Annotated in this window: 25 protein-coding genes and 1 tRNA gene; 16 read left to right on the top strand and 10 right to left on the bottom strand. The window is 71.8% G+C overall.

Annotation, left to right across the window (positions count from 1 at the left end; translation table 11 throughout):
- Positions 1-148: 148 nt before the first annotated feature.
- Complete coding sequence (gene ald, locus VIB11_RS08195; RefSeq protein WP_332030144.1) at positions 149-1,264, bottom strand: alanine dehydrogenase; 1,116 nt, start codon at positions 1,262-1,264, stop codon at positions 149-151.
- 211 nt (positions 1,265-1,475) lie between these two features.
- On the opposite strand from ald, the gene VIB11_RS08190 reads away from it, so the two are divergent.
- Positions 1,476-2,414 carry a sensor histidine kinase gene (locus VIB11_RS08190; RefSeq protein WP_332030143.1) on the top strand — a complete coding sequence of 313 codons (939 nt, stop codon included), beginning with the start codon at positions 1,476-1,478 and terminating at the stop codon, positions 2,412-2,414.
- 43 nt (positions 2,415-2,457) lie between these two features.
- Here the strand turns inward: VIB11_RS08190 and VIB11_RS08185 are convergent, their stop codons facing one another.
- From VIB11_RS08185 to VIB11_RS08175, 3 genes are all read right to left on the bottom strand, one after another.
- Positions 2,458-2,649 (bottom strand): hypothetical protein, encoded by a 192-nt coding sequence (locus tag VIB11_RS08185; RefSeq protein WP_332030141.1) that lies wholly within the window; start codon positions 2,647-2,649, stop codon positions 2,458-2,460.
- Positions 2,650-2,683: 34 nt separating this feature from the next.
- The gene (locus VIB11_RS08180) at positions 2,684-3,535 is read right to left on the bottom strand and encodes a DUF1996 domain-containing protein (protein ID WP_332030139.1); all 852 of its coding nucleotides are present in this window, start codon (positions 3,533-3,535) and stop codon (positions 2,684-2,686) included.
- A gap of 377 nt (positions 3,536-3,912) precedes the next feature.
- The gene (locus tag VIB11_RS08175) at positions 3,913-4,074 is read right to left on the bottom strand and encodes a hypothetical protein (protein WP_332030137.1); all 162 of its coding nucleotides are present in this window, start codon (positions 4,072-4,074) and stop codon (positions 3,913-3,915) included.
- Positions 4,075-4,529: 455 nt separating this feature from the next.
- Between VIB11_RS08175 and VIB11_RS08170 the strand changes: the two genes are divergently transcribed.
- The gene (locus VIB11_RS08170) at positions 4,530-5,465 is read left to right on the top strand and encodes a sulfotransferase (protein WP_332030136.1); all 936 of its coding nucleotides are present in this window, start codon (positions 4,530-4,532) and stop codon (positions 5,463-5,465) included.
- An 11-nt stretch (positions 5,466-5,476) separates the two neighbouring features.
- The gene (locus tag VIB11_RS08165; protein ID WP_332030134.1) at positions 5,477-6,136 is read left to right on the top strand and encodes a histidine phosphatase family protein; all 660 of its coding nucleotides are present in this window, start codon (positions 5,477-5,479) and stop codon (positions 6,134-6,136) included.
- A 98-nt stretch (positions 6,137-6,234) separates the two neighbouring features.
- On the opposite strand, the gene VIB11_RS08160 is transcribed toward VIB11_RS08165, so the two are convergent.
- A tRNA-Leu gene (locus VIB11_RS08160) sits at positions 6,235-6,319 on the bottom strand.
- Between the two features lie 137 nt (positions 6,320-6,456).
- Between VIB11_RS08160 and VIB11_RS08155 the strand changes: the two genes are divergently transcribed.
- Positions 6,457-7,782, top strand: coding sequence for a M20/M25/M40 family metallo-hydrolase (locus VIB11_RS08155; protein ID WP_332030132.1), 1,326 nt, complete (start codon positions 6,457-6,459; stop codon positions 7,780-7,782).
- A 44-nt stretch (positions 7,783-7,826) separates the two neighbouring features.
- Here VIB11_RS08155 and VIB11_RS08150 read toward each other — a convergent pair whose 3' ends face one another.
- Positions 7,827-8,012, bottom strand: a complete 186-nt coding sequence (locus tag VIB11_RS08150) for a DUF5703 family protein (protein ID WP_332030131.1) — start codon at positions 8,010-8,012, stop codon at positions 7,827-7,829.
- A 39-nt stretch (positions 8,013-8,051) separates the two neighbouring features.
- Between VIB11_RS08150 and VIB11_RS08145 the strand changes: the two genes are divergently transcribed.
- Positions 8,052-8,366, top strand: a complete 315-nt coding sequence (locus tag VIB11_RS08145) for a primosomal protein (RefSeq protein WP_332030129.1) — start codon at positions 8,052-8,054, stop codon at positions 8,364-8,366.
- 40 nt (positions 8,367-8,406) lie between these two features.
- On the opposite strand, the gene VIB11_RS08140 is transcribed toward VIB11_RS08145, so the two are convergent.
- Positions 8,407-9,345 carry an aldo/keto reductase gene (locus VIB11_RS08140; RefSeq protein WP_332030127.1) on the bottom strand — a complete coding sequence of 313 codons (939 nt, stop codon included), beginning with the start codon at positions 9,343-9,345 and terminating at the stop codon, positions 8,407-8,409.
- Positions 9,346-9,408: 63 nt separating this feature from the next.
- Between VIB11_RS08140 and VIB11_RS08135 the strand changes: the two genes are divergently transcribed.
- Together VIB11_RS08135 and VIB11_RS08130 are read left to right on the top strand one after the other, a co-directional pair.
- A complete protein-coding gene (locus tag VIB11_RS08135; protein WP_332030125.1) occupies positions 9,409-10,536 on the top strand; it encodes an LLM class F420-dependent oxidoreductase in 1,128 nt (375 codons plus the stop codon).
- Complete coding sequence (locus VIB11_RS08130; protein WP_332030123.1) at positions 10,533-11,393, top strand: undecaprenyl-diphosphate phosphatase; 861 nt, start codon at positions 10,533-10,535, stop codon at positions 11,391-11,393. The genes VIB11_RS08135 and VIB11_RS08130 overlap by 4 nt, the downstream gene beginning before the upstream one ends.
- 74 nt (positions 11,394-11,467) lie before the next feature.
- Here VIB11_RS08130 and corA read toward each other — a convergent pair whose 3' ends face one another.
- Complete coding sequence (gene corA, locus VIB11_RS08125) at positions 11,468-12,475, bottom strand: magnesium/cobalt transporter CorA (protein WP_332030121.1); 1,008 nt, start codon at positions 12,473-12,475, stop codon at positions 11,468-11,470.
- 60 nt (positions 12,476-12,535) lie between these two features.
- Here corA and VIB11_RS08120 point away from each other — a divergent pair, with 60 nt between their 5' ends.
- The 4 genes from VIB11_RS08120 to mshC are packed head-to-tail and all read left to right on the top strand — an operon-like array spanning position 12,536 to position 15,886.
- A complete protein-coding gene (locus VIB11_RS08120; RefSeq protein ID WP_332030119.1) occupies positions 12,536-13,261 on the top strand; it encodes an MSMEG_4193 family putative phosphomutase in 726 nt (241 codons plus the stop codon).
- A 9-nt stretch (positions 13,262-13,270) separates the two neighbouring features.
- Positions 13,271-13,813, top strand: a complete 543-nt coding sequence (locus tag VIB11_RS08115; RefSeq protein WP_332030117.1) for a DUF3090 domain-containing protein — start codon at positions 13,271-13,273, stop codon at positions 13,811-13,813.
- A complete protein-coding gene (locus tag VIB11_RS08110; RefSeq protein ID WP_414695783.1) occupies positions 13,750-14,616 on the top strand; it encodes an SCO1664 family protein in 867 nt (288 codons plus the stop codon). Before VIB11_RS08115 ends, VIB11_RS08110 begins: the two co-directional genes overlap by 64 nt.
- A 22-nt stretch (positions 14,617-14,638) precedes the next feature.
- The gene (mshC, locus tag VIB11_RS08105; RefSeq protein WP_332030115.1) at positions 14,639-15,886 is read left to right on the top strand and encodes a cysteine--1-D-myo-inosityl 2-amino-2-deoxy-alpha-D-glucopyranoside ligase; all 1,248 of its coding nucleotides are present in this window, start codon (positions 14,639-14,641) and stop codon (positions 15,884-15,886) included.
- 73 nt (positions 15,887-15,959) lie between these two features.
- Here mshC and VIB11_RS08100 read toward each other — a convergent pair whose 3' ends face one another.
- Positions 15,960-16,829 carry a PAC2 family protein gene (locus VIB11_RS08100; protein WP_332030113.1) on the bottom strand — a complete coding sequence of 290 codons (870 nt, stop codon included), beginning with the start codon at positions 16,827-16,829 and terminating at the stop codon, positions 15,960-15,962.
- Positions 16,830-16,947: 118 nt separating this feature from the next.
- Here VIB11_RS08100 and metH point away from each other — a divergent pair, with 118 nt between their 5' ends.
- Both metH and VIB11_RS08090 read left to right on the top strand, forming a co-directional pair.
- Positions 16,948-20,484 (top strand): methionine synthase, encoded by a 3,537-nt coding sequence (gene metH, locus VIB11_RS08095; RefSeq protein ID WP_332030111.1) that lies wholly within the window; start codon positions 16,948-16,950, stop codon positions 20,482-20,484.
- Positions 20,474-21,175, top strand: a complete 702-nt coding sequence (locus VIB11_RS08090) for an HAD family hydrolase (protein WP_332030110.1) — start codon at positions 20,474-20,476, stop codon at positions 21,173-21,175. Before metH ends, VIB11_RS08090 begins: the two co-directional genes overlap by 11 nt.
- 36 nt (positions 21,176-21,211) lie before the next feature.
- Here VIB11_RS08090 and VIB11_RS08085 read toward each other — a convergent pair whose 3' ends face one another.
- The gene (locus tag VIB11_RS08085; RefSeq protein WP_332030108.1) at positions 21,212-22,063 is read right to left on the bottom strand and encodes a RecB family exonuclease; all 852 of its coding nucleotides are present in this window, start codon (positions 22,061-22,063) and stop codon (positions 21,212-21,214) included.
- Positions 22,064-22,105: 42 nt separating this feature from the next.
- Here VIB11_RS08085 and VIB11_RS08080 point away from each other — a divergent pair, with 42 nt between their 5' ends.
- From VIB11_RS08080 to arc, 3 genes are all read left to right on the top strand, one after another.
- Positions 22,106-23,221: a site-2 protease family protein gene (locus VIB11_RS08080; protein ID WP_332030106.1), complete on the top strand. Its 1,116-nt coding sequence runs from the start codon at positions 22,106-22,108 to the stop codon at positions 23,219-23,221.
- Positions 23,222-23,243: 22 nt separating this feature from the next.
- Entirely contained in the window at positions 23,244-24,290 is a 1,047-nt protein-coding gene (locus tag VIB11_RS08075) for a tRNA (adenine-N1)-methyltransferase (protein WP_332030104.1), read from the top strand.
- A 65-nt stretch (positions 24,291-24,355) separates the two neighbouring features.
- Positions 24,356-25,766 (top strand): proteasome ATPase (gene arc / locus VIB11_RS08070; RefSeq protein ID WP_332030102.1); only part of this gene is annotated, 1,411 nt, incomplete at its 3' end.

Here is a 25,766-nt window from a genome sequence, read left to right as displayed (position 1 = left end):
GGAGAGGTAGGCGGTGGCCGTCGCGACCTCGTCGGGTCCGGCGGCCCCGAGCGCCGCGGCGAGGGCGTCGACCTTGGCCGTGCGCGAGCGGGTCGCCGCCACCTGCGCCGAGGCGGCGACCAGCTCGCTCAGCAGCACCGGCGGACCGTCACGCGAGGACGTCCTCCAGGGCCACCGACGCCATCCCGTGGGCGTCGGCGACCGGGCCGTAGGTGACGTGGCCGTCGTGCGTGTTCAGGCCCAGCGCCAGCGGGTGGTCGTCGCGCAGGGCCTGGCGCCAGCCCTTGTTCGCCAGCGCCACGGCATACGGGAGGGTGACGTTGGTCAGGGCGTAGGTGGACGTGTGCGGCACGGCGCCCGGCATGTTGGCCACGCAGTAGAAGACCGAGTTGTGGACCATGTAGGTGGGGTCCGCGTGCGTGGTGGGGCGGGAGTCCTCGAAGCAGCCGCCCTGGTCGATCGCGATGTCCACGAGCACCGAGCCGGGCCGCATCCGGGAGACCTGCTCGTTGGTGATGAGCTTGGGTGCCTTGGCGCCGGGCACCAGCACAGCCCCGATCACCATGTCGGCGTCCGCGATCGCGCGCTCGACCTCGTAGGCGTTGGAGGCCACGGTCTGGCAGTGGCCCTGGTAGACGAAGTCGGCGTGCCGCAGCTTGGTGATGTCGCGGTCGAGCAGCAGCACCTCGGCCTGCATCCCAAGGGCGATGGCAGCGGCGTTCATGCCCGAGACACCCGCGCCGATGACGACGACCTTGGCGGCGTACACCCCGGAGACCCCGCCCATGAGGATGCCCCGGCCGCCCTGGGCGCGCATCAGCGCCTGGGCGCCGACCTGCGGGGCCAGTCGCCCGGCCACCTCGGACATCGGGGCCAGCAGGGGCAGCGACCGGTCCGGCAGCTCGACGGTCTCGTAGGCGATCCCGGTCACCTTCCGCTTGGCCAGCTCCTCGGTGAGCGGCTTGTCGGCGGCGAGGTGGAGGTAGGTGAAGAGCGTCTGCCCCTCCCGCATCCGGTGGTACTCCTCGGCGATGGGCTCCTTCACCTTGAGGATGAGGTCGCCGGCCTCCCAGACGGCGTCGGCGGTGTCCAGGATCGTCGCGCCGGCGGCGACGTAGTCCTCGTCCAGGATCGAGGAGCCGAGGCCGGCCTCCCGCTCGATGACCACCTCGTGGCCGTTCACCACCAGCTCGTGCACGCCGGCCGGGGTGATCGCCACCCGGTACTCGTGGTTCTTGACTTCGCGGGGGATCCCGACCTTCATCACGCCTCCTCGTCACCGTTGACACACGAAGCATGGTCGAGATCTCGCGCGGGCGCCACGGGATCGGCGGTGATCCGACGCGACGGGGTGACAAGACGCGTGCAGAGGCAGAGAAAACGGGAGAATCTGGTTTCATGCCCCCGGTCGGGGCGTAAACTCCTGATCGCTGTACCGCACCTCCACGAGAAGCACCCCTCTGGACGGCCACACCATGAGCGCTCAGGCACGCGTCGCGAGCTACCGCCACGAGGCGATGCTGTGGCGGGGTGTCGACGACTTCCTGGCGGGGTGCGTGCCCTTCATCCGCGAGGGGATCGCGGCGGAGGAGCCCGTGATGGTGGCCAGCACCAGAGAGCGGGTCGGCCTGCTGCAGGAGGCCCTCGGAACCGACGCTGACGCGGTGCGCTTCGTCGACATGGAGGAGCTCGGAGCCAACCCCGCCCGCATCATCCCCGCCTGGGCGAGCTTCGTGCGCGACGCGGGCGGCCGGGCGTCGCGGGGGATCGGTGAGCCCATCTGGGCCGGGAGGTCACCTGCCGAGATCGCGGAGTGCCAGCTGCACGAGCGCCTCCTCAACCTCGCGCTCACCGAGGACACGCCCCTGTGGCTGCGCTGCCCCTACGACGTCGAGGGCCTCCCAGGAGCGGTCATCGACGAGGCCGAGCGCAGCCATCCGGCGGTCACCGACACGTCGCAGGCCTCGACGCGCACCCAGCCGTATGCCGGGCCCGGGCACGCGTGGTCGGCGTTCACGTCCCCGCTGCCCGAGCCACCCAGCGTGCAGGTCGTGGTGGAGTTCGGCGAGGGGGACCTGCGGCGGGTGCGTGAGGCAGTGGTCCTGTCGGCCGAGCGGTGTGGCGTCCCGGTCGACCGGGTGGCCGATCTGGCCCTGGCGGTCCACGAGCTGGCCGCCAACAGCGTCGTGCACGGCGGCGGGCACGGTGTGCTGCGCATCTGGTGCGAGGCGCGGGCGCTCCTGTGCGAGGTCGCCGACCGTGGGCAGGTGCTCGACCCCCTGACCGGTCGCCACCAGGTCGGGCCCGAGGGCGCCTCGGGCCGCGGGCTGTGGATGGTCAACCACCTGTGCGACCTGGTGCAGCTGCGCTCGTCGGGCTCCGGGACGGTCGTGCGGGTCCACACCTGGACCTGAGCCGTCACCCTGCGAAGGCGGACGCACGCTCGATCTCCGGTGCTCAGGGGGCGATGACCGTCGCGTGGTTGAGGGCCGAGACCACCGCCTGGTGCCAGGTCAGCGGCTGGCTGAGCGCCCGGGCTGACGCGCCGCCGCAGCTGCACTCCCAGCCCCAGTCGTGCCGGGGACCCTGGCGGACGCGCGGGTGGTGGTGTGCCACGTCGTGGCGGTGTCGGCGGTGCAGAATGCTCATGGCACAGACCTCCCCGTGACCCTGCCGCCCCGTGTCACCCGCACCTGGCCGCGGTCCGGTTCCGGCCCGGGTTGATGCAGTCGCGCACCATGGTGGTGAAGCCGGACTGCACCCAGGTGTTCCAGAAGTCGGCATGCATCGACCGACCGTCAGTGGTGCGCATGGGGCCGTCTGAGGAGAGGGCGAGGTCGGTCCCGTTGCCCGTGTAGGCGAACTGGATCGTCATCCGGAGCTCGACGACCTTGACCGGAAACCCCGGCGGGCAGGTCGTGCTGTTGAGCCGGTAGGCGAAGTGCGCGTTGTCCCGCGTGTCGCCCATGTCGGTCGACAGGTGCGTCGGCTTCACGCCGTCCCAGCAGCTCGGGAAGTTGACGTGCGCCGTGAGGCGCGAACCGGCCGTGCCCTTGGCCATGGAGCAGTCGGGGATGGACGTGGACTTCTCGACCGCCTCCCGCTGCCCGCACGTCCAGTCGAACCGGTTGGCCACGAGCCGCGTGTCCGGGGGCATCGCCACGCCCTCGCCCGTCGTCCTGCCGTTCCAGCTGCGGTAGTAGGCCGTGAACCCGGCAGTGGGCACGATGGCACCCGTCGTGGTGTTGTGCAGCGTCGGAGTCCAGTAGCCCGCCGTGTCGGCCGGGTTCTCGCAGTTGGTGCCCTTCCCCACGAGGTCGGTGTAGTTCGCCGCGTTCGGGTTGGGCAGCGAGAGGAAGGAGTTGTTCCCGAAGAACTGGTGCATGTGCGCCATCCCCGGCATGGTGGCGGAGTGGTTGTGGTGGACGATCGGGTCCACGGCCCTCGTGCCCGTGGTCTCCTTGCACTTGATCTTCCCCAGGCTCGTGGCGACCGGCGCCTCGACGACGGCCCCGCCGAGCAGGCCGGTGGCCATCAGCGCAGCGGTGAGGAGCGCACGTCCACGGCGCTGGCCCCGCGGCCCACGGTGACGCCCCGACAATCCGCGGTGACGCCCCGACAGCGCACCGTGTCGGCCTGCCCCTCGTCGGTGGCCCGATGCCGAACCCGTCAGCCCCGGCCGTGAGGCTGCCGCTGCCGACGGCACCCCTGCGGACACCCCTGAACGCGCGCTGTTCCCCATGAGACCCCTCCCCGGTCAAGGGTCCCCATGGTGAGGGCGCGCCGGAGTGGTCTGCCATGACACGTCCGGGCCATTTCCACCTGGCCCGTGCACGGCATACCGGGACAGGCCGCGACAGACCTTCGCAACCGAAGGGCCTCCCGTGGCGCGGAGCCGCGTCGGGCGGGTGGTCAGGGGGCGAGCGTGGCAGCGTGGTTCAGTGCGGAGATGACGGCCTCCCGCCAGGAGAAGCTCACCACTCCGGTGCGGCACGACGCGCCACCGCAGCTGCAGTCCCAGGCCCAGCCGGCACTGGCGCGGCGGACCTTGGGGTGGTGGTGTGCCACGTCCACGCGGCTTCGTCTGGTGCGGTGCATGGTCTTCGTTGGCCTTCCGTCCCGAGCTCCCCATCGACGTTAGGCCGGTCACCGCGCGGCACCCGGCAGGAACACGCCATCACCAGCCGAACGGCCGATGTCGGGGGTCGGTCGTGCGGCCCCGCGTGTCGCCGTGACAGGGGCGGTGGCGACCGCCCCGGACGCGGGCGGCCCTGTGCACTACCCACCCGGTCGGGTGCTCGCCACCACCATCTGGCGTAGTCGCCGGATTAGCCCCCGTACTAGTCACGTCGGAGGGTTTTTCCCTTGTCGGACAGGACAATCCGACGACTATGGGGGCATTCCGGAGGGTGGCGGCCGGGGCCGCGTCCGCCACCCAGGGAAAGCGGTCCTCACGCCGCTCGAGGCTGCCTACTCTGGGTGAATCGCCGGCGGGGGCGCGCTGGCGCATGGAGGTTAAGGGGGCATGAATGCTGACTTTCGTACTGGGTAGCGGCAGATGTGGATCCACGCTGGTCACGGAGCTGGTCGCACGCCACCCGGACGTCGGCTTCATCTCGAACGTCGATGACAAGTTCGCGCGGCTGGACCTCAAGGGCCGCTGGAACAACGCGTTGTTCGCCCGGTCGCACGAGCGGGACCCGTCGCTGCGGCCGTTCCGGGACCGCCGCCGGGCCCTGGAGCGGGGGCGGCTGAGGGTGGCGCCCTCCGAGGGCTGGCTCGTCCTGGAGAAGCAGGTCTCCTCGATCTTCCCGCAGCCGTGCCGCGACCTCACGGCCGAGGACGCCATGCCCTGGCTGCAGAAGCGGATCGCCGACTTCTTCGACAGCCGTGTCGAGGCCCAGGGCAAGCCGGCGTTCGTCCACCACCTCACGGGCTGGCCCCGCTCCGGGCTGCTCCGGTCCGTCTACCCCGAGGCGCGCTTCGTCCACGTCGTGCGCGATGGGCGGGCCGTCGCCAACTCGTGGCTGCAGATGGGCTGGTGGGACGGCTACCGCGGCCCGGACAACTGGTACCTCGGCCCGCTGTCGCGGGCGGACCAGGCCGAGTGGGAGGAGTCGGACCGCTCCTTCGTCGTGCTCGCGGGCCTCGGGTGGCGCATCCTCATGGATGCCATCGAGGAGGCGCGGGCGCTCGTTCCGGAGGGCCAGTGGCTGGACGTGCGGCTCGAGGACTTCATGGACGACCCGCGTGGCCGCACCAGGGAGGTCCTGGACTTCCTCGGCCTGGAGTGGACGCCGCAGTACGAGGCCGGTTTCGCCAGGCACACCTTCCAGGCCAGCAGGGGCGTGGCCTGGAAGCGCGACCTCAGCGCGGCGGACATCGCCGCCCTGGAGCACACCATCGCCAAGCCGCTCGCGGCCTACGGCTACGACCTGAGCCAGACGGCTCACGAGACCCTGTGAGGGGAGTCCAGATGACGCAGGATGTTGCTCTGCAGCCGGCCGCGGGGGCGGAGTCGTCGTCCACCACGTGCATGCTCTACGTGGTGCGGCACGGCACGACCACGATGAACGTGGAGAACCGCTACCGGGGCCGGTGCGACGTGCCGCTGGACGCCCAGGGCTACCAGGACGCGGTGGACGCCGCGCGCCAGCTCTCCCACGTCGGTCTCACCGCGGTCTACACCGGAGGCCTGCGTCGCACGATCGCGACGGCCCAGATCATTGCCGACGAGGCCCGCATCCCCGACATCCGCGTGATGCACGGCCTGATCAACGTGGACTACGGCGCCTGGGAGGGTCTCACTGCCCAGGAGGCGGAGATGTACGACCCGGTCGCCTTCAAGCTCTACAAGACGGCCCCGTCGCAGGCGGTCTGCCCCAACGGCGAGCGGCTCCGGGACGCGCAGAAGCGCATGCTGGAGGCCCTGGGCATCATCGCCGCCCGCCACCCGGGCGAGAAGGTCGCCGTCATCTCCCACGCCGTGATGATCCGGTTGGCGGTGGCGGCGCTGGAGAACACCGAGGGGGAGCAGTGGCGCATTCCTGTCGGCCGCGGCTCGTACATGGCGATGGGCGCGCAGGACGGCCGCCTGTGGCTGGAACAGCTCCCGACCGGCACGGACGTCGACTGAGGGGATCGACGCGCGCGCTGCGGTGGAGAGCCGGGGGAAGCGAGAACCCCCAGGGCGGTCGCCCTGGGGGTTCTCCGATGTCGAGGAGACATCCGCTGTGTCCGGAGGGGGACTTGAACCCCCACGCCCGATAAAGGGCACTAGCACCTCAAGCTAGCGCGTCTGCCATTCCGCCACCCGGACAGGTGGTGTGCAGGCCCCTTGGGGAGTGCCTGCCGCGCGCCGGAACGATAGCACGCAGAGGGCGGCATCTCCGAACCGGCGCAGGCGGCAGACCCGCTGGGGCACCGAGCGGCCCGGTGCCTGCCTAGGGTGGGCGCATGCGTGACACGACCAGCCCGTCCGACGAGGTCGTCCGGATCTGCCAGGAGCTGATCCGGATCGACTCCACCAACTACGGCGATGGCACCGGCCCGGGGGAGCGCGAGGCGGCCGAGTACGTCGTGGGCCTCCTGCGTGAGGTGGGGCTCGAGCCCACCGTCATCGAGAGCGAGCCCGGGCGCACCAGCGTGGTCGTGCGGCTCGAGGGGGAGGACCGGGGCCGCCCCGCGCTGTGCCTGCACGGCCACCTCGACGTCGTGCCGGCGAACGCGGCGGACTGGCAGGTCGACCCGTTCAGCGGCGAGCTGCGCGACGGGTGCGTCTGGGGCCGCGGCGCCGTCGACATGAAGGACATGGACGCGATGATCCTCGCGGTCGTGCGCCACCTCGCCCGCACCGGCACGCGCCCCTCCCGGGACGTGGTCGTCGCGTTCTTCGCCGACGAGGAGGCCGGCGGGGTCCACGGGTCGCACTACGCGGTCGACCACCACCCCGAGCTCTTCGACGGCGTGACCGAGGCGATCAGCGAGGTCGGCGGCTACAGCGTCACCGTGCCCTCGGCCGAGGGCGCTGAGCCGACGCGCGCCTACCTGCTGCAGACCGCCGAGAAGGGCATCGCCTGGCTGCGGCTGCACGCCCACGGCCGGGCCGGTCACGGCTCGGTCCCCAACGGGGAGAACGCCATCGTCCGTCTCGCGGAGGCGGTCTCCCGCATCAGCGCCCACCCGTGGCCGCGCGAGTACATCGCCTCCGTCCGCTCGCTGCTCGACGGACTGAGCGAGATCACCGGCACCCCCTGGTCCGACGACGACGCCGACGACCTCCTGGCCCACCTCGGCGGGGCGCAGGGGTTCGTGCGCGGCACCCTCCAGGACACGGCCAACGTGACCATGGCCAGCGCCGGCTACAAGCACAACGTGATCCCCCAGTCGGCGACCGCCGCGGTGGACTGCCGCTTCCTGCCCGGGCACGAGGACACGCTGATGGCGACCATCCGTGAGCTGGCGGGGGAGCACGTGGAGGTCGAGGTCGTCCACCGCGACATCGCCCTCGACGCGCCGTTCAGCGGCGACCTCGTCGCGGCGATGACCGCGGCGCTCGAGGCGGAGGACCCGGCGGCTCGCGTCCTGCCGTACTGCCTCTCGGGCGGCACCGACAACAAGGCCTTGAGCAGGCTGGGGATCACCGGCTACGGGTTCGCGCCGCTGCGCCTGCCGGCCGATCTCGACTTCGCGCCCATGTTCCACGGCATCGACGAGCGGGTGCCGGTGGACGCCCTGGAGTTCGGCACCAAGGTCCTGCACCGCCTGCTGCTGGCCTGCTGAGACCCGTCCCTCGGGCCCCGGCCCCACGCCCGTGTGGGCGGGAGTCAGGCGGTCCTCGTGGCCCGGATGATCTTGCGGCGCAGCCAGGTCCGCTGGATGCCGCCGATGTAGACGCGGGTGCGGTGGAGCTCCCAGTGGCCGTACTCCGCGTGGTCCGCGAGCGTCCTTCGGATGTCCGCCCGGGAAACGTCTCGGGTGAACTTCAGGACGCGGTACTCGTACTCAACCATCGTCCGCCATTCTCACCCAGAACCCGCTACGGTCGGGGCATGACCGCCGATCCGCGTGCCGCGCTGGCCACCTTGATGTCCGCGTTCGAGCGGCACCTCGAGGCATCCGCGTCGAAGAGGGGAGAGGACGACCCCACCGTCCTGGCGGCATACGAGGACCTGGCCGACGCCTTCGAGACCTATGACGAGGCGCTCCTCGCCGCCTACGGTGAGATGACCCCGCTGGAGATCTACGACGACTCCGACGACGAGGAGATCGACGACCACTCCGACGAGGACGGTGACGGCGGGCTGTACTCCGGTCTCGACGACAGCGACTACGACGAGGACGACGAGGACGCGTCCGCTCGCTAGGCGGACTCCGCCAGGCGGACCAGCCCGGCTCCGAACCTCGCTAGCCGGACACCTCGTCGAGGGCCGCGACCAGCTCCTCGGGGAGCACCAGGCCATCGCTGGCGAGGGCCGTCTTCAGCTGCGCGGTGGTGCGGGCACCGACGATCGGGCTCACCACGCCGGGACGGTCGCGGACCCACGCCAGGGCGACCTCGGCGGGGCTGACCCCCAGGCCCTGCGCGGCGATGGCGAGGGCCTCGACGATGCCGGCGCTGCGGTCGTCGAGGTAGCGCGCGGTGAAGCGCGGGAAGTCGCGGGACGCGGCGCGCGAGTCGGCGGGGATGCCGTGGCGGTACTTGCCGGTGAGGACGCCCCGGCCCAGCGGTGACCACGGGAGGATGCCGAAGCCGAGCGCCTGGGCGGCACCGAGGAGGTCCTGCTCGGGGTTCCGGTTGAGCAGCGAGTACTCGACCTCGTTGGCGACGAGCGGCACCCGAGCCTGCTCCAGCAGGGTGAGGGCGCGGGCGCTCTGCCAGCCGGAGTAGTTCGACACCCCCACGTAGCGGGCGCGGCCGGTGTTGATGGCCCACTCCAGCGCCGAGAGCGTCTCGGTCAGCGGGGCCTCGTCGCTCCAGGTGTGCACCAGCCACAGGTCGACGTGGTCGGTCGCGAGCCGCTCCAGCGAGGTGTCGAGCTGGCTGAGCAGGCTGAACCGCGAGGTGTCGACGACCCGGGCGCCGGAGCGGCGGGAGATCCCCGCCTTGGTGCAGATGACGACCTCGTCGCGCCCCACCTCCTCGTCGATGAGCCGGCCGAGGAACTCCTCGGAGGCGCCGTCGGAGTAGCCGTGCGCGGTGTCGACGAGGGACCCGCCGGAGGAGAGGAACGTGCGCAGCTGCTCGCCGGCCGTCTCGAAGTCGGTGCTGCGGCCCCAGGTCATGGTGCCGAGGGCCAGGCTGGACACCGAGAGCCCCGAGGTGCCCATTCGTCTGTGGCGCATGTCTCCGTACGCTATCTGCACGGCACGGCCGGCCCGTGGCGGCCCGCCGATAGCCTGCGGGCCATGGATCTCGGCGTGAACCTCGGCTACTTCGGCATGGGCATGGACGCGGACAACGTGGCGGTGGCCCAGGAGGCGGACCGCCTGGGGTATGCCGTGGCGTGGGTCGCGGAGGCCTACGGCTCCGATGCGCCCACCGTGCTGTCGTGGGTGGGCGCCCGGACCGAGCGGATCGACCTGGGCGCGGCCGTCATGCAGATCCCCGCGCGCACCCCGGCGATGACGGCGATGACGGCGGCGACCCTGGACACCCTCTCCGGGGGGCGGTTCCGGCTCGGGCTCGGCGTGTCCGGCCCGCAGGTGAGCGAGGGCTGGCACGGCGTGCCGTTCGCCGCACCGCTCGGCCGCACCAGGGAGTACGTCGACATCGTGCGGATGGCGCTGCGCCGGGAGTCCGTCGCCTACCAGGGCAGGCACTTCACCCTGCCCCTGCCCGACGGGCCGGGCAAGGCCCTGAAGCTGACCATCCGCCCGCCCCGGCCGGAGCTGCCGGTCTACCTCGCCGCGGTCGGGCCCAGGAACCTCGAGCTGGCCGGCGAGATCGCGGACGGATGGCTGGCGATCTTCTTCAGCCCGGAGCACTCCGGCGACCTCGTGGAGTCGGTCGCCGCCGGTGCGCGCCGCGCAGGCAGGGGGACGCCACAGAACCCGCTGGACGGCTTCGACATCTGCCCCACCGTGCCCGTCTGCATCACCGACGACGTCGAGGCCGCTGCGGCCGCCGTGAGCGGCTACGCAGCGCTGTACATCGGCGGGATGGGCTCGCGCGAGAAGAACTTCTACAACCGGCTCGCCTGCAGGATGGGGTTCGAGGACGCCGCCGCGCGGGTGCAGGACCTCTACCTGGCCCGTCAGCACCGTGACGCCGCGGCGGCGGTGCCCTTCGAGTTCATCGACTCCACGTCCCTGATCGGCCCGCGGGAGCGAATCCGGGAGCGGCTGCGGCGTTACGCCGACGCCGGGGTGGGTACCCTCTCTGTCGCCCCCTTCGCGGCCACGCTGGACGACCGGCTCCACGTGGTGCGCACGATGGCCGAGCTCATGGAGGAGACCGGCCTGTCCCATGAGGCGTCCCCCCAGACGTCCCACGAGACGCCCCACCCGACCTCGATCCCGGCGGAGCCGCAGTGACGACCCTGACCTACCTCGACGCGATCATCCTCGGCATCGTCGAGGGGCTGACCGAGTTCCTCCCGGTCTCCTCGACGGGCCACCTGACCGTGACCGAGAAGCTGCTCGGCCTGCCGGTCGACGCCCCCGCCGTGACGGCGTACACCGCGATCATCCAGCTCGGTGCCATCGCCGCGACCTTCCTCTACTTCGCGAAGAAGATCGCCCGGCTGTTCATGGCGTGGGTCCGCGGCCTCACCGGCGACGAGGGTCGGAAGAACCCCGACTACACCCTCGCGTGGGCCGTCATCGTGGGGTCCCTTCCGGTGGGGGTCGTGGGTTTCGCGCTGAAGGACGTCATCGAGGGCCCGCTGCGCTCGCTGTGGGTGGTGGCCGCGGCCCTGCTGCTGTGGAGCGGCGTGATGTGGTTCGCCGAGCACCGTCACGACCAGCTCGAGCGTGCTGGTGTCCACCGCGGGGAGCACGACCTCACCGTCCGCGACGGCCTGGTGATCGGCCTCGTCCAGTGCTTCTCGCTCATCCCGGGCGTCTCCCGCTCCGGCGCGACCATCTCCGCCGGGCTGCTGCGCGGCATCGACCGGGTGACCGCGACCGAGCTGTCGTTCTTCATGGCGATCCCCGCGCTGACCGCGGCCGGAGTGTTCCAGGCCGTCCAGCAGCGCGAGGACCTCGTCGTGCTCGGCGCCGGGCAGATGGCCGTGGGCATCGTCGTCGCGTTCGTCGTGGCCTACGCCTCGATCGCCTGGCTCCTGCGGTTCGTCGCGACGAACTCCCTGCGCCCCTTCGTCTGGTACCGGGTGGGCCTGGGGATCCTGATGGTCGGCCTGCTCGTGACCGGGACCGTGTCGGCGACCTGACGGAGCCCGCGACCTGACGGAGCCCGCGACCTGACCAGAGACCCCCGGGGCCACGCCGTCGGGAGCGCCGGCTGCTAGAGCCAGCCGGACCGGCGGAAGGCGCGGTAGAGCCCGGTGCAGGCGACAGCCATGACGGCGAGGATCACGAAGTAGCCGAACCGGAACTCGCTGTCACCGATGCCGATGCTGGCGGTCAGCTCCGGCATGTAGTCGAAGTTCATGCCGTAGATGCCCGCCACCATGGTCGGCACCGCCGCGATGGCGACCCACGCCGAGATCTTGCGCATGTCGCTGTTCTGCTGCACCGAGATCTGGGCGAGGTGGGCGCTGAGCACGTCTGTCAGCAGCCGGTCGTAGGTCTCCACGTGGTCGATCACCCGGAGCAGGTGGTCGGCGACGTCGCGCAGCAGCAGCCGGACCTCCTTGCTCGGCACCGGCGAGCGTGAGCCGTCGTGCAGCATCCGCAGCGGAGCGGCCAGGGGCACGGCCGCCCGCCGGAACTCCAGCACCTCGCGCTTGAGCCGGTAGATCGTCTGGGAGTCGACCCCGCGGTGACCTGCGAAGACCGCCTCCTCGATCTGCTCGAGGTCGTTCTGCAGCTCCAGGTCGACGGCCACGTAGGTGTCCACGATGGAGTCCATGATCGCGTGCAGCACCGAGATCTCGCCGTGCCGCAGCAGGTCGGGGTTCGCCTCGAGCCGGTGGCGGACCGCAGCGAGCGGGTTGGCCTCACCTTTGCGGACCGTCACGACGAACCGGTCGCCGAGGAAGACCATCACCTCGCCCGTCTCGACGTCGGAGGTCTCCTCGAGGTACCTCAGCGTCTTCAGGACCACGAAGATCGTGTTGTCGTAGAGCTCCACCTTCGGACGCTGGTTGCCCTTGACGGCGTCCTCCACCGCGAGGGGGTGGAGCTGGAGCTCGTCGTTGACCAGGTCGAACTCGGCGTCGGTGGGGTCCTTCAGCCCGATCCAGAGGAAGTCGCGCGTGTCGGTCTCCGCGCGCAGCGCGTCCAGCTCGTCGCTGAGGTCACCACAGCGCACGCGTTGGCCGTCGCGGTAGACGGCCTGGTCGACGATCACAGGCGCTACTCCACCACGTCGACACCGCGTTCGCACGCACCGACGACGTAGAGTGCGGCCGTGCCCATCTGCCTGCTCGTCCGCCACGGTCACTCCTCCGCGAACGCCGACGGGATCCTGGCGGGCCGGTTGCCCGGCATCCACCTCGACGCCACCGGCCAGGAGCAGGTGCAGGCCCTCGCCGCCCGCTTCGCCGGCCTCGACGTCGCCCACGTCGTGAGCAGCCCCCTCGAGCGCTGCCTGGAGACGGCCGTGGTGCTGGCCGCGGCCGTCGCGGTGCCCCGCGAGGTGGCCACCGACCTCGGCCTGTGGGAGTGCGGCTACGGCGCCTGGACCGGGCGCGCGCTGAAGGAGCTCGTGGACGAGCCACTGTGGCGGACCGTGCAGGACCAGCCCAGCGCCGCGAGGTTCCCCGACCACTCGGAGCATGCCGCGGAGAGCCTCCTGGCCATGGGGCACCGCGCGGTCGACACCGTCCGTCGCATCGACGCCGAGGTCGAGTCCGAGCACGGACCGCACGCCCTCTGGGTGGCGGTCACCCACGGCGACGTCATCAAGGCCGTCCTCGCGGACGCGGCCGGCAGCCACGTCGACCACTTCCAGCGGTTCCGGGCCGACCCGGCGTCGGTGTCGGTCGTCCACTACACCCCACGCCGCCCCTTCCTGGTGACGGCGAACGACACCGGGTCGGACCTCGCGCGGTTCGTGCCGCCCCCGTCGACGGAGGTGCCGGAGGGGGACGCCGCCATCGGTGGCGGGGCAGCCACGGCCGGCGACCGGCGTTAGAGTGCCCGCATGTCGGTGACTGAGTTCGACCCGCCGGACCGCTTCGTGGCGGGAACGGTCGGCCCGCCCGGCCAGCGCACCTTCTTCCTGCAGGCCAGCGAGGGGCGGCGGCTGTCGTCCGTGTCGCTGGAGAAGCAGCAGGTGAGCGTCCTCGCCGACCGGATCAACGACATCCTCGACAGCTATGCGGGAGGGGCGGGCGGCGACCACGCCGCTGCGGAGGTCGAGGACAACGCGCCCCTCGACACCCCGATCGAGGACGAGTTCCGCGTGAACACCCTGAGCCTGGGCTGGGACGACGAGCGCAGCGTCGTCGTCATCGAGTGCCTCGACCGCGACCCGGACGAGGACGGCGAGGAGGCCACGGACGACCCGCTGGTGCCCGCCGAGCCCCGACTGATCCGGGTGGTCCTCAGCCCGGCGCGCGCCAGAGCCTTCGCGCGACGCTGCCAGTCCGTGGTCGCCGCCGGTCGGCCACCCTGCCCGTTCTGCGGCGGACCGATCGACGCCGGCGGCCACATCTGCCCACGTGCCAACGGGTACCGGCGCTGAGCCAGCCGAACGCCCTCGACCTGCTCAGCCAGGGTGAGGTGGCGGTCGTCGGCCGCCTCGCCCAGGCGTCGAACCACGCCTTCCTGGTCACCGTGACGGCCGGTGGGACCTCCTTGGCCGCGATCTACAAGCCGGTCTCGGGGGAACGGCCGCTGTGGGACTTCCCGGACGGCACCCTCGCGGGTCGCGAGACCGCCGCCTACCTCATCTCCGCCGCCGGCGGCTGGGACGTCGTCCCGGAGACCGTGCTGCGCCAGGGCCCCCGGGGGGTGGGGTCCCTCCAGCGGTGGGTCGGCGACCCCTACGCCGACCCGGAGTACGTCGTCGACGTGGTGGCGCCGGACGCGGTGCCGGACGGCTGGGTGCCGGTCCTGCGCGGGGAGGGGGAGCGCGGCGACCCGGTCGTCGTGGTGCACGAGGACTCCCCGGCCGTGGCCGCGGTCGCCGTGTTCGACGCGGTGATCAACAACAGCGACCGCAAGGGCTCTCACCTCGTGCGCGAGGCCGGAGGTGTCCGCGGCTTCGACCATGGCGTCAGCCTCCACGTCGACGACAAGCTGCGAACCGTGCTGTGGGGTTTCGCGGGCCGGCCGCTCCCCGAGGTGGAGCTGGACAGGCTCCGCCGGCTCGACGAGGCGCTGGCCGGCACCGCCGGGCGCAGCGCGCTCCACAGCGAGCTGGCCACGCACCTGACGGCAGCGGAGCTGGACGCGCTGGGCGCCCGCGTCCGCCGCCTGCTCGCCCTCCCGGCATACCCACTGCCGGGCGAGGGGTGGCCGGCCATCCCGTGGCCGCCCCTGTGACCGGCGCACGTAGGCTTCCCCTGTGATCTCCTGGCCCGCCCCCTTCCTTCCCGCTGTGCCCGGCTCCGGGCTGCCAGTCCGGGTGTACGACACCTCCACGGGGACGGTAAGGCCCGTCGCCCCGGGCCCGACGGCCCGGATGTACGTCTGCGGGATCACGCCCTACGACGCGACCCACCTCGGCCACGCCGCGACCTACGTGACCTTCGACGTCCTGGGCCGGGCGTTGCGCGACGCCGGTCACCAGGTCGAGTACGTCCAGAACATCACCGACGTCGACGACCCGCTGATCGAGCGGGCCGAGCGCGACGGCCTGCACTGGGAGCACCTCGCCACCGCCGAGGTCGCGCTGTTCCGCGAGGACATGACCGACCTCGGCATCATCCCGCCCGACCACTACATCGGCGTCGTCGAGAGCATCCGCCCCATCGCCGCGGCCGTGGGCGAGATGCTGGACCGTGGCGTCGCCTACCGGGTGTCGACGCCCGGGGCCGCCGGGGACGACATCTACTTCGACCTCTCGACCGAGCCCGGGTTCGGCTCGGTGTCGAACTGGACCCGCGAGCAGATGATGGCCGTCTTCGCCGACCGCGGTGGTGACCCCGAGCGGCCGGGCAAGCGCGATGCCCTCGACCCGCTGCTGTGGCGCGCCGCCCGTGACGGCGAGCCCTGGTGGGAGAACGAGCGGCTCGGAGCCGGCCGGCCCGGCTGGCACATCGAGTGCAGCTGCATCGCCCTGGAGTTCCTGGGCATGGCCTTCGACATCCAGGGCGGCGGCAGCGACCTCATCTTCCCGCACCACGAGATGAGTGCGGCGCAGGCCGTGGCCCTGACGGGGAAGCGACCCTTCGCCCGCACCTACGTCCACCAGGCGATGGTCGGCCTCGACGGCGAGAAGATGAGCAAGTCCAAGGGCAACCTGGTGCTGGTCTCGAAGCTGCGCGCGGATGGTGTCGACCCGATGGCCATCCGGCTCGCCCTCCTGGCCCAGCACTACCGGACCGACTGGGAGTGGACCGACGACTGCCTGGTGCGGGCCGAGAGGCGACTGGCGACGTGGCGCTCCGCGCTGTCCGTCAACGCGGGCCCCGGCGCCGACGCGACGCTGGCGCGGGTCCGCGAGCTGCTCGCGGACGACCTCGACACCCCCGGCGCCCTTGCGGCGGTGGACCGCTGGGCCCACGAGTGCCTCACTCGCGGCGGGACCGACATCGCCGCGCCGGGGATCGTCGCGCGGATGCTGGACGCCCTGCTCGGGGTCCGGGTCTGACTCGGAGCCGCGTCTGGTCAGCGGGGGTCGGTCGGCCGCGTCTGGTCAGCCGGAGCCGATCAGCCGCGTCTGGTCAGCCGGGGCCGGTCGGCCCGCTGGGGCCGTCCTGGCCCCGCCGGCGCAGGTAGCGCTCGAACTCGCGGGCGATCGCGTCACCGGTGGCCTCGGGGAGGTCCGCGGTGTCCTGGGCCTCCTCGAGCGACTGGACGTACTCCGCCACCTCGTCGTCGGTCTCGGCCAGCTCGTTGATGCCGCGCTCCCAGGCCCGGGCGCTCTCGGGCAGGTCACCGTGGGGGATGGGCGAGTCGAGGAGCTCCTCGAGCTTGGAGATCAGCCCGAGGGTGGCCTTGGGGGAGGGGGAGTGCCCGGCGTAGTGCGGCACGGCAGCCCAGCAGGAGATGGACTGCAGGCCCGCCTGGGTCGCGGCGTCGGCCAGCACGCCGACGATGCCGGTTGGCCCTTCGTACTTGCTGGGCTCGAGGTCGTAGCGGTGCAGCACGTCGTCGCTGTCGGAGGTCGCGGTGACAGGGATGGGCCGGGTGTGGGCGACGTCGGCCATCAGCGCGCCGAGGGTGAAGACGGTGCTCACGCCGGCCTGCTGGGCGAACTCCATGAGCTCGATGGTGAAGGCCCGCCAGCGGAACGACGGCTCGATGCCCTGCACGAGGATGACGTCGCGGTCGATGCCGGGCGTCGTGGCGAGCAGGACGCGGGTCGTGCGCCAGCTGACCCGGCGGCGGCCCTCGTCGAGCACCACGCGCGGCCGGTTGACCTGGAAGTCGTAGTAGTCCTCCGGGTCGAGGGCCGCGATCGGCTCGGCGTCCCAGATGTCGATGAGGTGGTCGACTGCGGCGGTGGCTGCCTCACCGGCGTCGTTCCACCCCTCGAAGGCAGCGATCATCACGGGGTTGCGCAGCTCTGGCAGGTCCTCGAGCTCGATCACGCACTGCCTCCCGGTTGTTCCTGCTGACCTGCCCAGCCTACGGAATGCGGCCCCAGCGGGAAGGGGTGGTCTCAGTAGACTCGCCGGGAACCCTCGTCAACCGTGAAGGCAGACAACAGTGAGCAGCCGCTCCGACCTCTTCCGCAGCACCCTGGGCACCCGCGTCCTCGTGGCCGACGGCGCCATGGGCACCATGCTCCAGGCCGCCGACCCGTCGCTGGACGACTTCGAGGGCTACGAGGGGTGCAACGAGGTCCTCAACGTCACTCGGCCCGACATCGTCCGGTCGGTGCACGACGCCTACCTCGAGGTCGGCGTGGACGCCGTCGAGACCAACACGTTCGGCGCCAACCTCGCCAACCTCGGCGAGTACGACATCCCGGACCGGATTCTCGAGCTCGCCGAGGCCGGTGCGCGCATCGCCCGCGAGGCAGCCGACCACTGGAGCACCGAGGAGAAGCCGCGGTTCGTGCTCGGCTCGATGGGGCCGGGCACCAAGCTGCCCTCCCTGGGGCATGCCCCGTATGCCGCGCTGCGGGACGCGTACGCGGAGCAGGCCCACGGGCTGATCGCCGGCGGTGCCGACGCGTTCCTCATCGAGACGTCCCAGGACCTCCTTCAGGCCAAGGCCGCCGTGGTCGGCTGCAAGCGCGCCCTCGCCGAGACCGGCGGCTCCCTGCCCGTCCTCGTCCAGGTCACGGTCGAGACCACGGGGACGATGCTGCTCGGCTCGGAGATCGCGGCGGCGCTCACGGCCCTCGAACCGCTCGGGATCGACGCGATCGGGCTGAACTGCGCGACCGGCCCGGCCGAGATGAGTGAGCACCTGCGCCACCTGTCCCGCCACGCGGGCATCCCGGTCACGTGCATGCCGAACGCCGGGCTGCCGGTCCTGACGAAGGACGGTGCGGCCTACCCGCTGGGCCCCGAGGAGCTCGCGCGGGCCCACACCCAGTTCGTCGAGGAGTTCGGCCTCGCCCTCGTCGGTGGCTGCTGCGGCACGACGCCCGAGCACCTCCGCCAGGTGGTCGCGGCGGTCGGTGGCGCCACTGTCAAGGACCGCCGGCCGCGGTCCGAGGCGTCCGTGGCCTCGCTCTACCAGTCGGTGCCGTTCCGCCAGGACGCGTCGTACCTGTCGATCGGTGAGCGCACCAACGCCAACGGCTCCAAGGCGTTCCGCGAGGCGATGCTCGAGGGCCGCTGGGACACCTGCGTCGAGATCGCCCGCGACCAGACCCGGGACGGCGCGCACCTGCTCGACGTCTGCGTCGACTACGTGGGCCGCGACGGGGTCGACGACATGAAGAACGTCGTGAGCCGTCTCGCCACCTCCAGCACCCTGCCCCTGGTGCTCGACTCCACCGAGCCCGCGGTCATCGAGGCAGGGCTCGAGATGCTCGGCGGCCGGGCCGTCATCAACTCGGTGAACTTCGAGGACGGCGACGGCCCGGACTCGCGCTACCAGCGGATGATGCGGCTCGTCCGGGAGCACGGCGCCGCGGTCGTCGCGCTGACGATCGACGAGGAGGGGCAGGCCCGCACCCGCGACACGAAGGTCGCGATCGCGTCCCGACTCATCGACGCCCTGACCGGTGAGTGGGGCATGCGCACCGCCGACATCATCGTCGACGCCCTGACCTTCCCGATCGCCACCGGCCAGGAGGAGACGCGGCGCGACGGCCTCGAGACGATCGAGGCGATCCGGGAGATCAAGCGCCGCTACCCGGAGGTGCAGACCACGCTCGGTGTCTCGAACGTCTCGTTCGGCCTGTCGCCGGCGGCCCGGATCGTGCTGAACTCCGTCTTCCTGCACGAGTGTGTCAAGGCGGGGCTGGACTCCGCCATCGTGCACGCAGCGAAGATCCTGCCGATGAACCGGATCCCCGACGAGCAGCGCGACGTCGCGCTCGACCTGGTCTACGACCGGCGGCGCGAGGACTATGACCCGCTCGAGCGGTTCCTCGAGATCTTCTCCGGGGTGGACGCCGCCTCGATGCGCGCGTCGCGGGCCGACGAGCTGCTCGCGCTCCCGCTCGACGAGCGCCTCGCCCGCCGCATCATCGACGGGGAGCGCAAGGGGCTCGAGGAGGACCTCCAGGCTGCCCTCGACCGGGGCACCGGGCCGCTCGACATCATCAACGACCACCTGCTCGAGGGCATGAAGACCGTGGGAGAGCTGTTCGGCCGCGGGGAGATGCAGCTGCCGTTCGTGCTGCAGTCGGCCGAGACGATGAAGGCCGCCGTGGCCTACCTCGAGCCGTTCATCGAGGAGCAGCTCGGGGGCGGCAAGCGTGAGGCGAAGGCGCGGGTCCTGCTCGCCACCGTCAAGGGCGACGTGCACGACATCGGCAAGAACCTCGTCGACATCATCCTGTCCAACAACGGCTACGAGGTCGTCAACCTGGGGATCAAGCAGCCCATCTCCGAGATCATCCGTGCCGCCGACGAGCACGACGTCGACGCGATCGGGATGTCGGGCCTGCTCGTGAAGTCCACGGTGGTCATGAAGGAGAACCTCGAGGAGCTCAACTCCCGCGACATGGCGGCCAGGTGGCCGGTCCTGCTCGGCGGTGCCGCCCTGACGCGCGCCTACGTCGAGAACGACCTCGCCGAGATCTACCAGGGCGAGGTCCGCTACGCCCGGGACGCCTTCGACGGCCTGCGGCTGATGGACGCCATCGCCCTGGCCAAGTCGAGCCCGGGCTTGGAGCTCAGGGACGCGCTGCCCGAGCTGCGCCCGCGCCGGGTGCGCCAGGTCGCCCAGGACCTCGACGATGCCGCCACCAGCGACACCACCCGCTCCGACGTCACCGCCGACAACACCATTCCCTCCCCACCCTTCTGGGGGACCCGCGTCGTCAAGGGCGTCGCGCTGGCTGACTACACGGCCTACCTCGACGAGCGGGCCACCTTCCTCGGCCAGTGGGGGCTCAAGCCGGGCCGCGGCAAGGACGGCGTCTCCTACGACGAGCTCGTCGAGACCGACGGGCGGCCGCGCCTGCGGATGTGGCTGGACCGGATCAAGACGGACGACCTCCTCGAGGCTGCGGTCGTCTACGGCTACTTCCCCTGCTACAGCGAGGGCAACGACCTCGTCGTGCTGTGGCACGAGACCGGCCCCGACGGGCAGGCCGAGGGCACCGAGCGGGTGCGCTTCACCTTCCCGCGCCAGCGGCGCGACCGCCGGCTGTGCCTGGCCGACTTCTTCAAGACCCACGACCGGTATGCCGCGGACGGCGTCCCCGACGTCGTCGCCTTCCAGCTCGTCACCATGGGCTCGAAGGTGGCGGGCGCCACCGCCGAGATGTTCGCGGCCGACGCCTACCGCGACTACCTCGAGCTGCACGGGCTCTCCGTGCAGCTGACCGAGGCCCTGGCGGAGATGTGGCACGCCCGCGTCCGTGACGAGCTCGGCTTCGCCGACGAGGACAGCCCGGAGCTGGCGGAGATCCTGCGCCAGAGGCACCGTGGCTCGCGCTACTCCTTCGGCTACCCCGCCTGCCCCGACCTCGAGGACCGCGCCAAGCTGGTCGAGCTGCTCGAGCCGGAGCGGGTCGGCGTCTCGCTGTCGGAGGAGCTCCAGCTGCACCCGGAGCAGTCCACCGACGCGCTCGTCGTCCACCACCCGGAGGCCAAGTACTTCAATGCCGGCTGAGCGTCCCTCGACGACCACCGCCCCCGCCCGCGGCGGCGCGCTGCCCGCCGCCGTGTTCTGGGACATGGACGGCACCCTGGTCGACACCGAGCCCTACTGGATCAAGGCCGAGCACGCGATCGTGGAGGCCCACGGCGGTGTGTGGAGTGACGAGTACGCCCACCAGCTGGTCGGCAACGACCTGATGGTCTCCGCGGAGTTCATCCGCGCGCACTCGCCGGTGTCGCTGACGCCCGTCGAGATCATCGAGGACCTGCTGAAGCGCGTCATCACCCAGGTGCGCGAGCACGTGCCGTGGCGCCCGGGTGCCCGGGAGCTGCTCGACGACCTCGGGGCCGCGGGGGTGCCCTGTGCCCTGGTGACGATGTCGTGGCGGTCGCTGGCGGACGCCGTGCTGGACGCCCTCCCGCCGGGGAGCTTCGCGGCCGTCATCACCGGCGACGAGGTCGAGCACGGCAAGCCCCACCCCGAGCCCTACCTGGCGGCGGCACGCGCGCTGGGCGTGGAGGTGGTCGACTGCGTGGCCATCGAGGACTCGCCCACCGGGGTGCGCTCCGCGGTGGACGCGGGCGTTCCCACCCTGGCAGTGCCCCACGTCGTGCCGGTGCCGATCATCGACGGCGCGGTGCAGGTGCCCTCCCTGCGGGGCCTGGCGGCCGGCGACCTCTCCACGATCTTCGTGGGGCGCTGACCGCGTCGGTCCCGGAGCGGAGGGCTGCCGGGCGCGTCAGTCGTCGGCCTTCTCGGCCTCACCCGAGCGGCGTGGGTCCAGGGCGAGGGCGGAGGCGTGGTCGGGCAGCGGCGGGGGAGTGCCACCCCAGGCCGGACAGAGGGCACGGTGGTCGCACCAGTCGCACAGGCGCGAGGTGCTCGGCCGCCAGTCACCGGTCTCCGCGGCGCGCTGGATGGCGGCCCACAGGGCCTTGACCTTGCGCTCGGTGGCGAGCAGGTCCGCCTCGTCGGGGCTGTAGCGCACGGTCTCGCCGTTGCCGAGGTAGACCAGCTGCAGCATGCGGGGGACCTCGCCCCGCAGCCGCCAGAGCACGAGCGCGTAGAACTTCATCTGGAACAACGCCTTGCCCTCGAACAGCTCGGACGGCGAGCGGCCGGTCTTGTAGTCGACCACCCGCATCGCGCCGCCCGGGGCGATGTCGAGGCGGTCGACGTACCCGCGCAGGACGAGGCCGTCGACGTCCGCCTCGACGTAGAGCTCCCGCTCGGCGGGCTCGAGCATGGTCGGGTCCTCGAGGGTGAACCAGCGCTCGATGAGCGCGGTGGCCTCGGAGTACCAGGAGTCGTGCGAGGGCAGCGCCTCGTCGAGGTCGTCGACCAGCGCCGCGAGCGCCGGCTCGGCCTCCTTCAGCGCCGCCCACTCCGGAGCCACCAGGGCCGCCGCCGCCTCGGGGGTGCGCTGCTCGGCGGGGAGGTCGAAGAGCCGCTCGAGCACCGCGTGGACGAGGGTGCCGCGGGCCGCCGCCGGGCTCGGCGGGGCCTCCAGCCGGTCGATGACGCGGAACCGGTAGAGGAGGGGGCACTGCATGAAGTCCGAGGCCCGGCTGGGCGAGAGAGCGGCGACCATGCAGCGCACTCTAGAAGAGCGCCCTGACATAGGGTCGTCTGCATGGAGCCGAGCCAGCGCCGCCCCGGTCTGAGAGTGGGGAGCGTCGCCGGCGTCCCGGTCTTCATCGGTGGCAGCTGGGTGGTGATCGCGCTCGTCCTCATCGCCCTGATCGGCCCCTCCACCGCTGCCCAGCGACCGGACCTCGGGGTGCTGGCCTACGGCGTGGGTGCCTTCTACGCCGTGATGCTCCTGGCGGCGATCCTCGTGCACGAGGCCGCGCATGCCCTGGCGGCACGAGCCTTCGGCCTCCCGGTGCTGCGGATCGTCGCCGACCTGTGGGGCGGGCACACCGCGTTCGAGGCCGGCCGGTCGACGCCCCGCTCGTCGGCGGTGATCGCCGCGGTCGGCCCGCTCTCGAACGCCGCCCTCGCGCTGCTGGCGTGGGTGGCCCTCCCGGTCACGCCGGGCGGCATACCCAACGCCCTCGTCGAGGGCTTCGCGGTCCTCAACGCCGCGCTGGCTGCCTTCAACCTCCTCCCCGGGCTCCCGCTCGACGGCGGCCAGCTCGTCGAGTCCGCGGTGTGGGGCGCCACGGGCAGCCGCCCCCGCGGGATGGTGGTCGCCGGGTGGTGCGGCCGCGCGGTCACGGCCGTGGTGTTCGCGTGGTTCCTGGGCCGGCCGCTGCTGAACGGCCGCAGCCCGGACGTCTTCGACCTCCTCTGGGCCCTGTTCATCGCCTCGTTCATGTGGGCGGGGGCCTCGGCCGCGATCCGCGGCGGGCAGGCCCTGGCCGCGGTGAACCAGGTGCCGCTGGCCCAGGTGCTCCGCCCCGCCCTGCCTGCCGGGGCGGACGAGCGGCTCGACGCCGTCCTGGCCCGCTGGACCCCGGGTCAGGCGGTCGTCGTCTTCGACGGCCAGGGGCAGCCGGTCGCCCTGGTCGACCCCGAGGCGGTCGGGCACGTGCCGCCCGCCCGGTACGCCGAGACGGGCGTGGGCGCGGTCTCGAGCCCGCAGCCGAGGGGGTGGTCGGTCGAGTCGGACCCCGGTGCCGACATCGTCCCGGTGGTCACCGCGATGCAGACCGTGGGGGCCCCGCTCGTCGCGGTCACCCACCAGGGGCGCTTCCTCGGCGTGGTCTCGGCCGCCGACGTCAACCGGGCGCTCGAGCGCCTCTGACCCGGAACTAGACTGGCGCGCCATGACCAGCCCAGAGACTGCAGCGCCCGACCAGACCGGCCCGGTGGGAGCCGACCTGCGCCGCGGCGCCTTCTCGGTGGGGGAGCGGGTCCAGCTCACCGACCCCAAGGGCCGTCTGCACACGATCACCCTCGAGCCGGGCCGTGAGTTCCACACCCACCGCGGGCGCCTCGCCCACGACGACCTGATCGGCGCGCCCGACGGGTCCGTGGTCCGCAACACCGCCGGCGTGGAGTACCTCGCCCTCCGCCCGCTGCTCTCCGACTACGTCATGTCGATGCCACGCGGCGCCGCGGTCGTCTACCCCAAGGACGCCGGCCAGGTCGTCACCATGGCCGACATCTTCCCGGGGGCCCGGGTCGTGGAGGCAGGCGTGGGCTCCGGAGCGCTGTCGATGTCGCTGCTGCGGGCGGTCGGCGAGCACGGCCACCTGCACTCCTTCGAGCGCCGCGAGGACTTCGCCGACATCGCCCGCGGCAACGCCCGGGCCTTCTTCGGCGTCGACCACCCGGCCTGGCAGGTGACCGTCGGGGACCTCGTGGAGGAGCTGCCCGGAGCCGTCGAGCCCGGCACCATCGACCGCGTCGTCCTCGACATGCTCGCGCCGTGGGAGTGCCTCGAGGTCGTCGCCGGCGCCCTCCTGCCCGGAGGCGTGCTGATCTGCTACGTCGCCACCGCAACCCAGCTCTCGCGCGTCGCGGAGGCGATCCGCGACCACGGAGGCTTCACCGAGCCCGAGGCCTGGGAGTCCCTGGTGCGCGGCTGGCACCTCGAGGGGCTGGCGGTGCGCCCCCAGCACCGCATGCACGGCCACACCGGCTTCCTCATCACCACCCGCCGGCTCGCCCCGGGGGTCACCCCGCCCCTGCGCAAGCGTCGGCCGGCGAAGGGCGCCTACAGCGAGGACGGCGCGCCGAGCGCCGACGAGGGGCACTTCGGCCAGACGGGGGACTGGTCACCCGAGGACATCGGCGAGGTCACCCCTTCGGACAAGAAGGTCCGGCGTATCCGCCGATCTGTGACGCAAACCTCCACCACCTCCGAGTAGATCGGGGTTAGGGTCGGTTATCGGCCGCCGAAAGCGGTCGGACCTTCTTTCATGAGGGAGCCGACATGAGCGACAAGACGAGCCACGAGGGCCACTCCGGGACGGCTGACGAGCGGCGCCAGCACGAGCTGCTCGCCGAGGAGGTCGCGGCGCTGCGCCAGCGCCTCGCGGACTCCCCTGCCCGCTCGCGCGAGCTCGAGACCAAGGTGCTCCAGCTCCAGTCCAACCTCGCGACGATCTCCTCGCAGAACGAGCGGCTGGTCCGCACCCTCAAGGAGGCGCGCGAGCAGATCGTCACCCTCAAGGGCGAGGTGGACCGCCTCGCCCAGCCCCCGGCGGCCTACGGCATCGTGCTCGAGTCCTACGACGACGCGACCGTCGACATCCTCACGGGTGGCCGCAAGATGCATGTCGCCGTCAGCCCTGCCGTCGACCCCGCCGAGCTCTCGGCCGGCCGGGAGGTCCGGCTCAACGAGGCGATGAACGTCGTGGCCACCTGCGGCTTCGAGCGCACCGGCGAGGTCGTCATGATCAAGGAGCTGCTCGACGACGACCGCGTGCTCGTCGTGGCCCACGCCGACGAGGAGAGGGTCTGCCGCATCGCCGAGTCGCTGGTGGGCGAGCCGATCCGGGTCGGCGACGCCCTGATGCTCGAGCCCCGCTCCGGGTTCGTCTACGAGCGCATCCCCAAGGCCGAGGTCGCCGAGCTCGTCCTCGAGGAGGTGCCGGAGATCGACTACGAGGACATCGGGGGCCTGGCCGGCCAGATCGAGGCGATCCAGGACGCCGTCGAGCTGCCCTACCTGCACCCCGAGCTGTTCAAGGAGCACCAGCTCCGGCCGCCCAAGGGCGTGCTCCTCTACGGCCCGCCCGGTTGCGGCAAGACGCTCATCGCCAAGGCCGTCGCCAACTCGCTCGCCAAGCAGGTCGCGGCCAAGACCGGCCAGGAGGGGAAGTCCTACTTCCTCAACATCAAGGGCCCGGAGCTGCTCAACAAGTACGTCGGCGAGACCGAGCGGCACATCCGGCTGATCTTCCAGAGGGCCCGGGAGAAGGCCTCCCACGGCACCCCGGTCGTGGTGTTCTTCGACGAGATGGACAGCCTCTTCCGCACGCGCGGCTCCGGGGTGTCCTCCGACGTCGAGACCACGATCGTGCCCCAGCTGCTCTCGGAGATCGACGGCGTCGAGCGGCTCGAGAACGTCATTGTCATCGGCGCCAGCAACCGCGAGGACATGATCGACCCCGCGATCCTGCGGCCCGGCCGCCTCGACGTGAAGATCAAGATCGAGCGGCCCGACGCCGAGAGCGCCCGCGACATCTTCACGAAGTACCTCACCGCCGACCTGCCGCTGCACGAGCACGACCTCTCCGAGCACGGCGGCTCCCGCCAGGGCACGGTCGATGCCATGATCACGGCCGCGGTGGAGCGGATGTACTCCGAGATCGAGGAGAACCGGTTCCTCGAGGTGACGT

Origin of the sequence: Pedococcus sp. (assembly GCF_036554925.1) — a bacterium.
GTDB lineage: Bacteria > Actinomycetota > Actinomycetes > Actinomycetales > Dermatophilaceae > Pedococcus_A.
Note: the sequence above shows the minus strand (reverse complement) of the source record. Positions and strands in the feature narration are given on the sequence as shown.

Excerpts from the sequence above, each read along its gene's own strand:
- VIB11_RS08135 (WP_332030125.1), top strand. The coding sequence starts at position 9,409 with ATGGATCTCGGCGTGAACCTCGGCTACTTCGGCATGGGCATGGACGCG.
- VIB11_RS08190 (WP_332030143.1), top strand. The coding sequence starts at position 1,476 with ATGAGCGCTCAGGCACGCGTCGCGAGCTACCGCCACGAGGCGATGCTG.
- VIB11_RS08150 (WP_332030131.1), bottom strand. The coding sequence starts at position 8,012 with ATGGTTGAGTACGAGTACCGCGTCCTGAAGTTCACCCGAGACGTTTCC.
- VIB11_RS08155 (WP_332030132.1), top strand. The coding sequence starts at position 6,457 with ATGCGTGACACGACCAGCCCGTCCGACGAGGTCGTCCGGATCTGCCAG.
- VIB11_RS08145 (WP_332030129.1), top strand. The coding sequence starts at position 8,052 with ATGACCGCCGATCCGCGTGCCGCGCTGGCCACCTTGATGTCCGCGTTC.
- ald (WP_332030144.1), bottom strand. The coding sequence starts at position 1,264 with ATGAAGGTCGGGATCCCCCGCGAAGTCAAGAACCACGAGTACCGGGTG.
- VIB11_RS08090 (WP_332030110.1), top strand. The coding sequence starts at position 20,474 with ATGCCGGCTGAGCGTCCCTCGACGACCACCGCCCCCGCCCGCGGCGGC.
- VIB11_RS08085 (WP_332030108.1), bottom strand. The coding sequence starts at position 22,063 with ATGGTCGCCGCTCTCTCGCCCAGCCGGGCCTCGGACTTCATGCAGTGC.
- VIB11_RS08185 (WP_332030141.1), bottom strand. The coding sequence starts at position 2,649 with ATGAGCATTCTGCACCGCCGACACCGCCACGACGTGGCACACCACCAC.
- VIB11_RS08140 (WP_332030127.1), bottom strand. The coding sequence starts at position 9,345 with ATGCGCCACAGACGAATGGGCACCTCGGGGCTCTCGGTGTCCAGCCTG.
- VIB11_RS08170 (WP_332030136.1), top strand. The coding sequence starts at position 4,530 with ATGCTGACTTTCGTACTGGGTAGCGGCAGATGTGGATCCACGCTGGTC.
- VIB11_RS08075 (WP_332030104.1), top strand. The coding sequence starts at position 23,244 with ATGACCAGCCCAGAGACTGCAGCGCCCGACCAGACCGGCCCGGTGGGA.
- VIB11_RS08115 (WP_332030117.1), top strand. The coding sequence starts at position 13,271 with ATGTCGGTGACTGAGTTCGACCCGCCGGACCGCTTCGTGGCGGGAACG.
- VIB11_RS08080 (WP_332030106.1), top strand. The coding sequence starts at position 22,106 with ATGGAGCCGAGCCAGCGCCGCCCCGGTCTGAGAGTGGGGAGCGTCGCC.
- VIB11_RS08180 (WP_332030139.1), bottom strand. The coding sequence starts at position 3,535 with ATGGCCACCGGCCTGCTCGGCGGGGCCGTCGTCGAGGCGCCGGTCGCC.
- VIB11_RS08165 (WP_332030134.1), top strand. The coding sequence starts at position 5,477 with ATGACGCAGGATGTTGCTCTGCAGCCGGCCGCGGGGGCGGAGTCGTCG.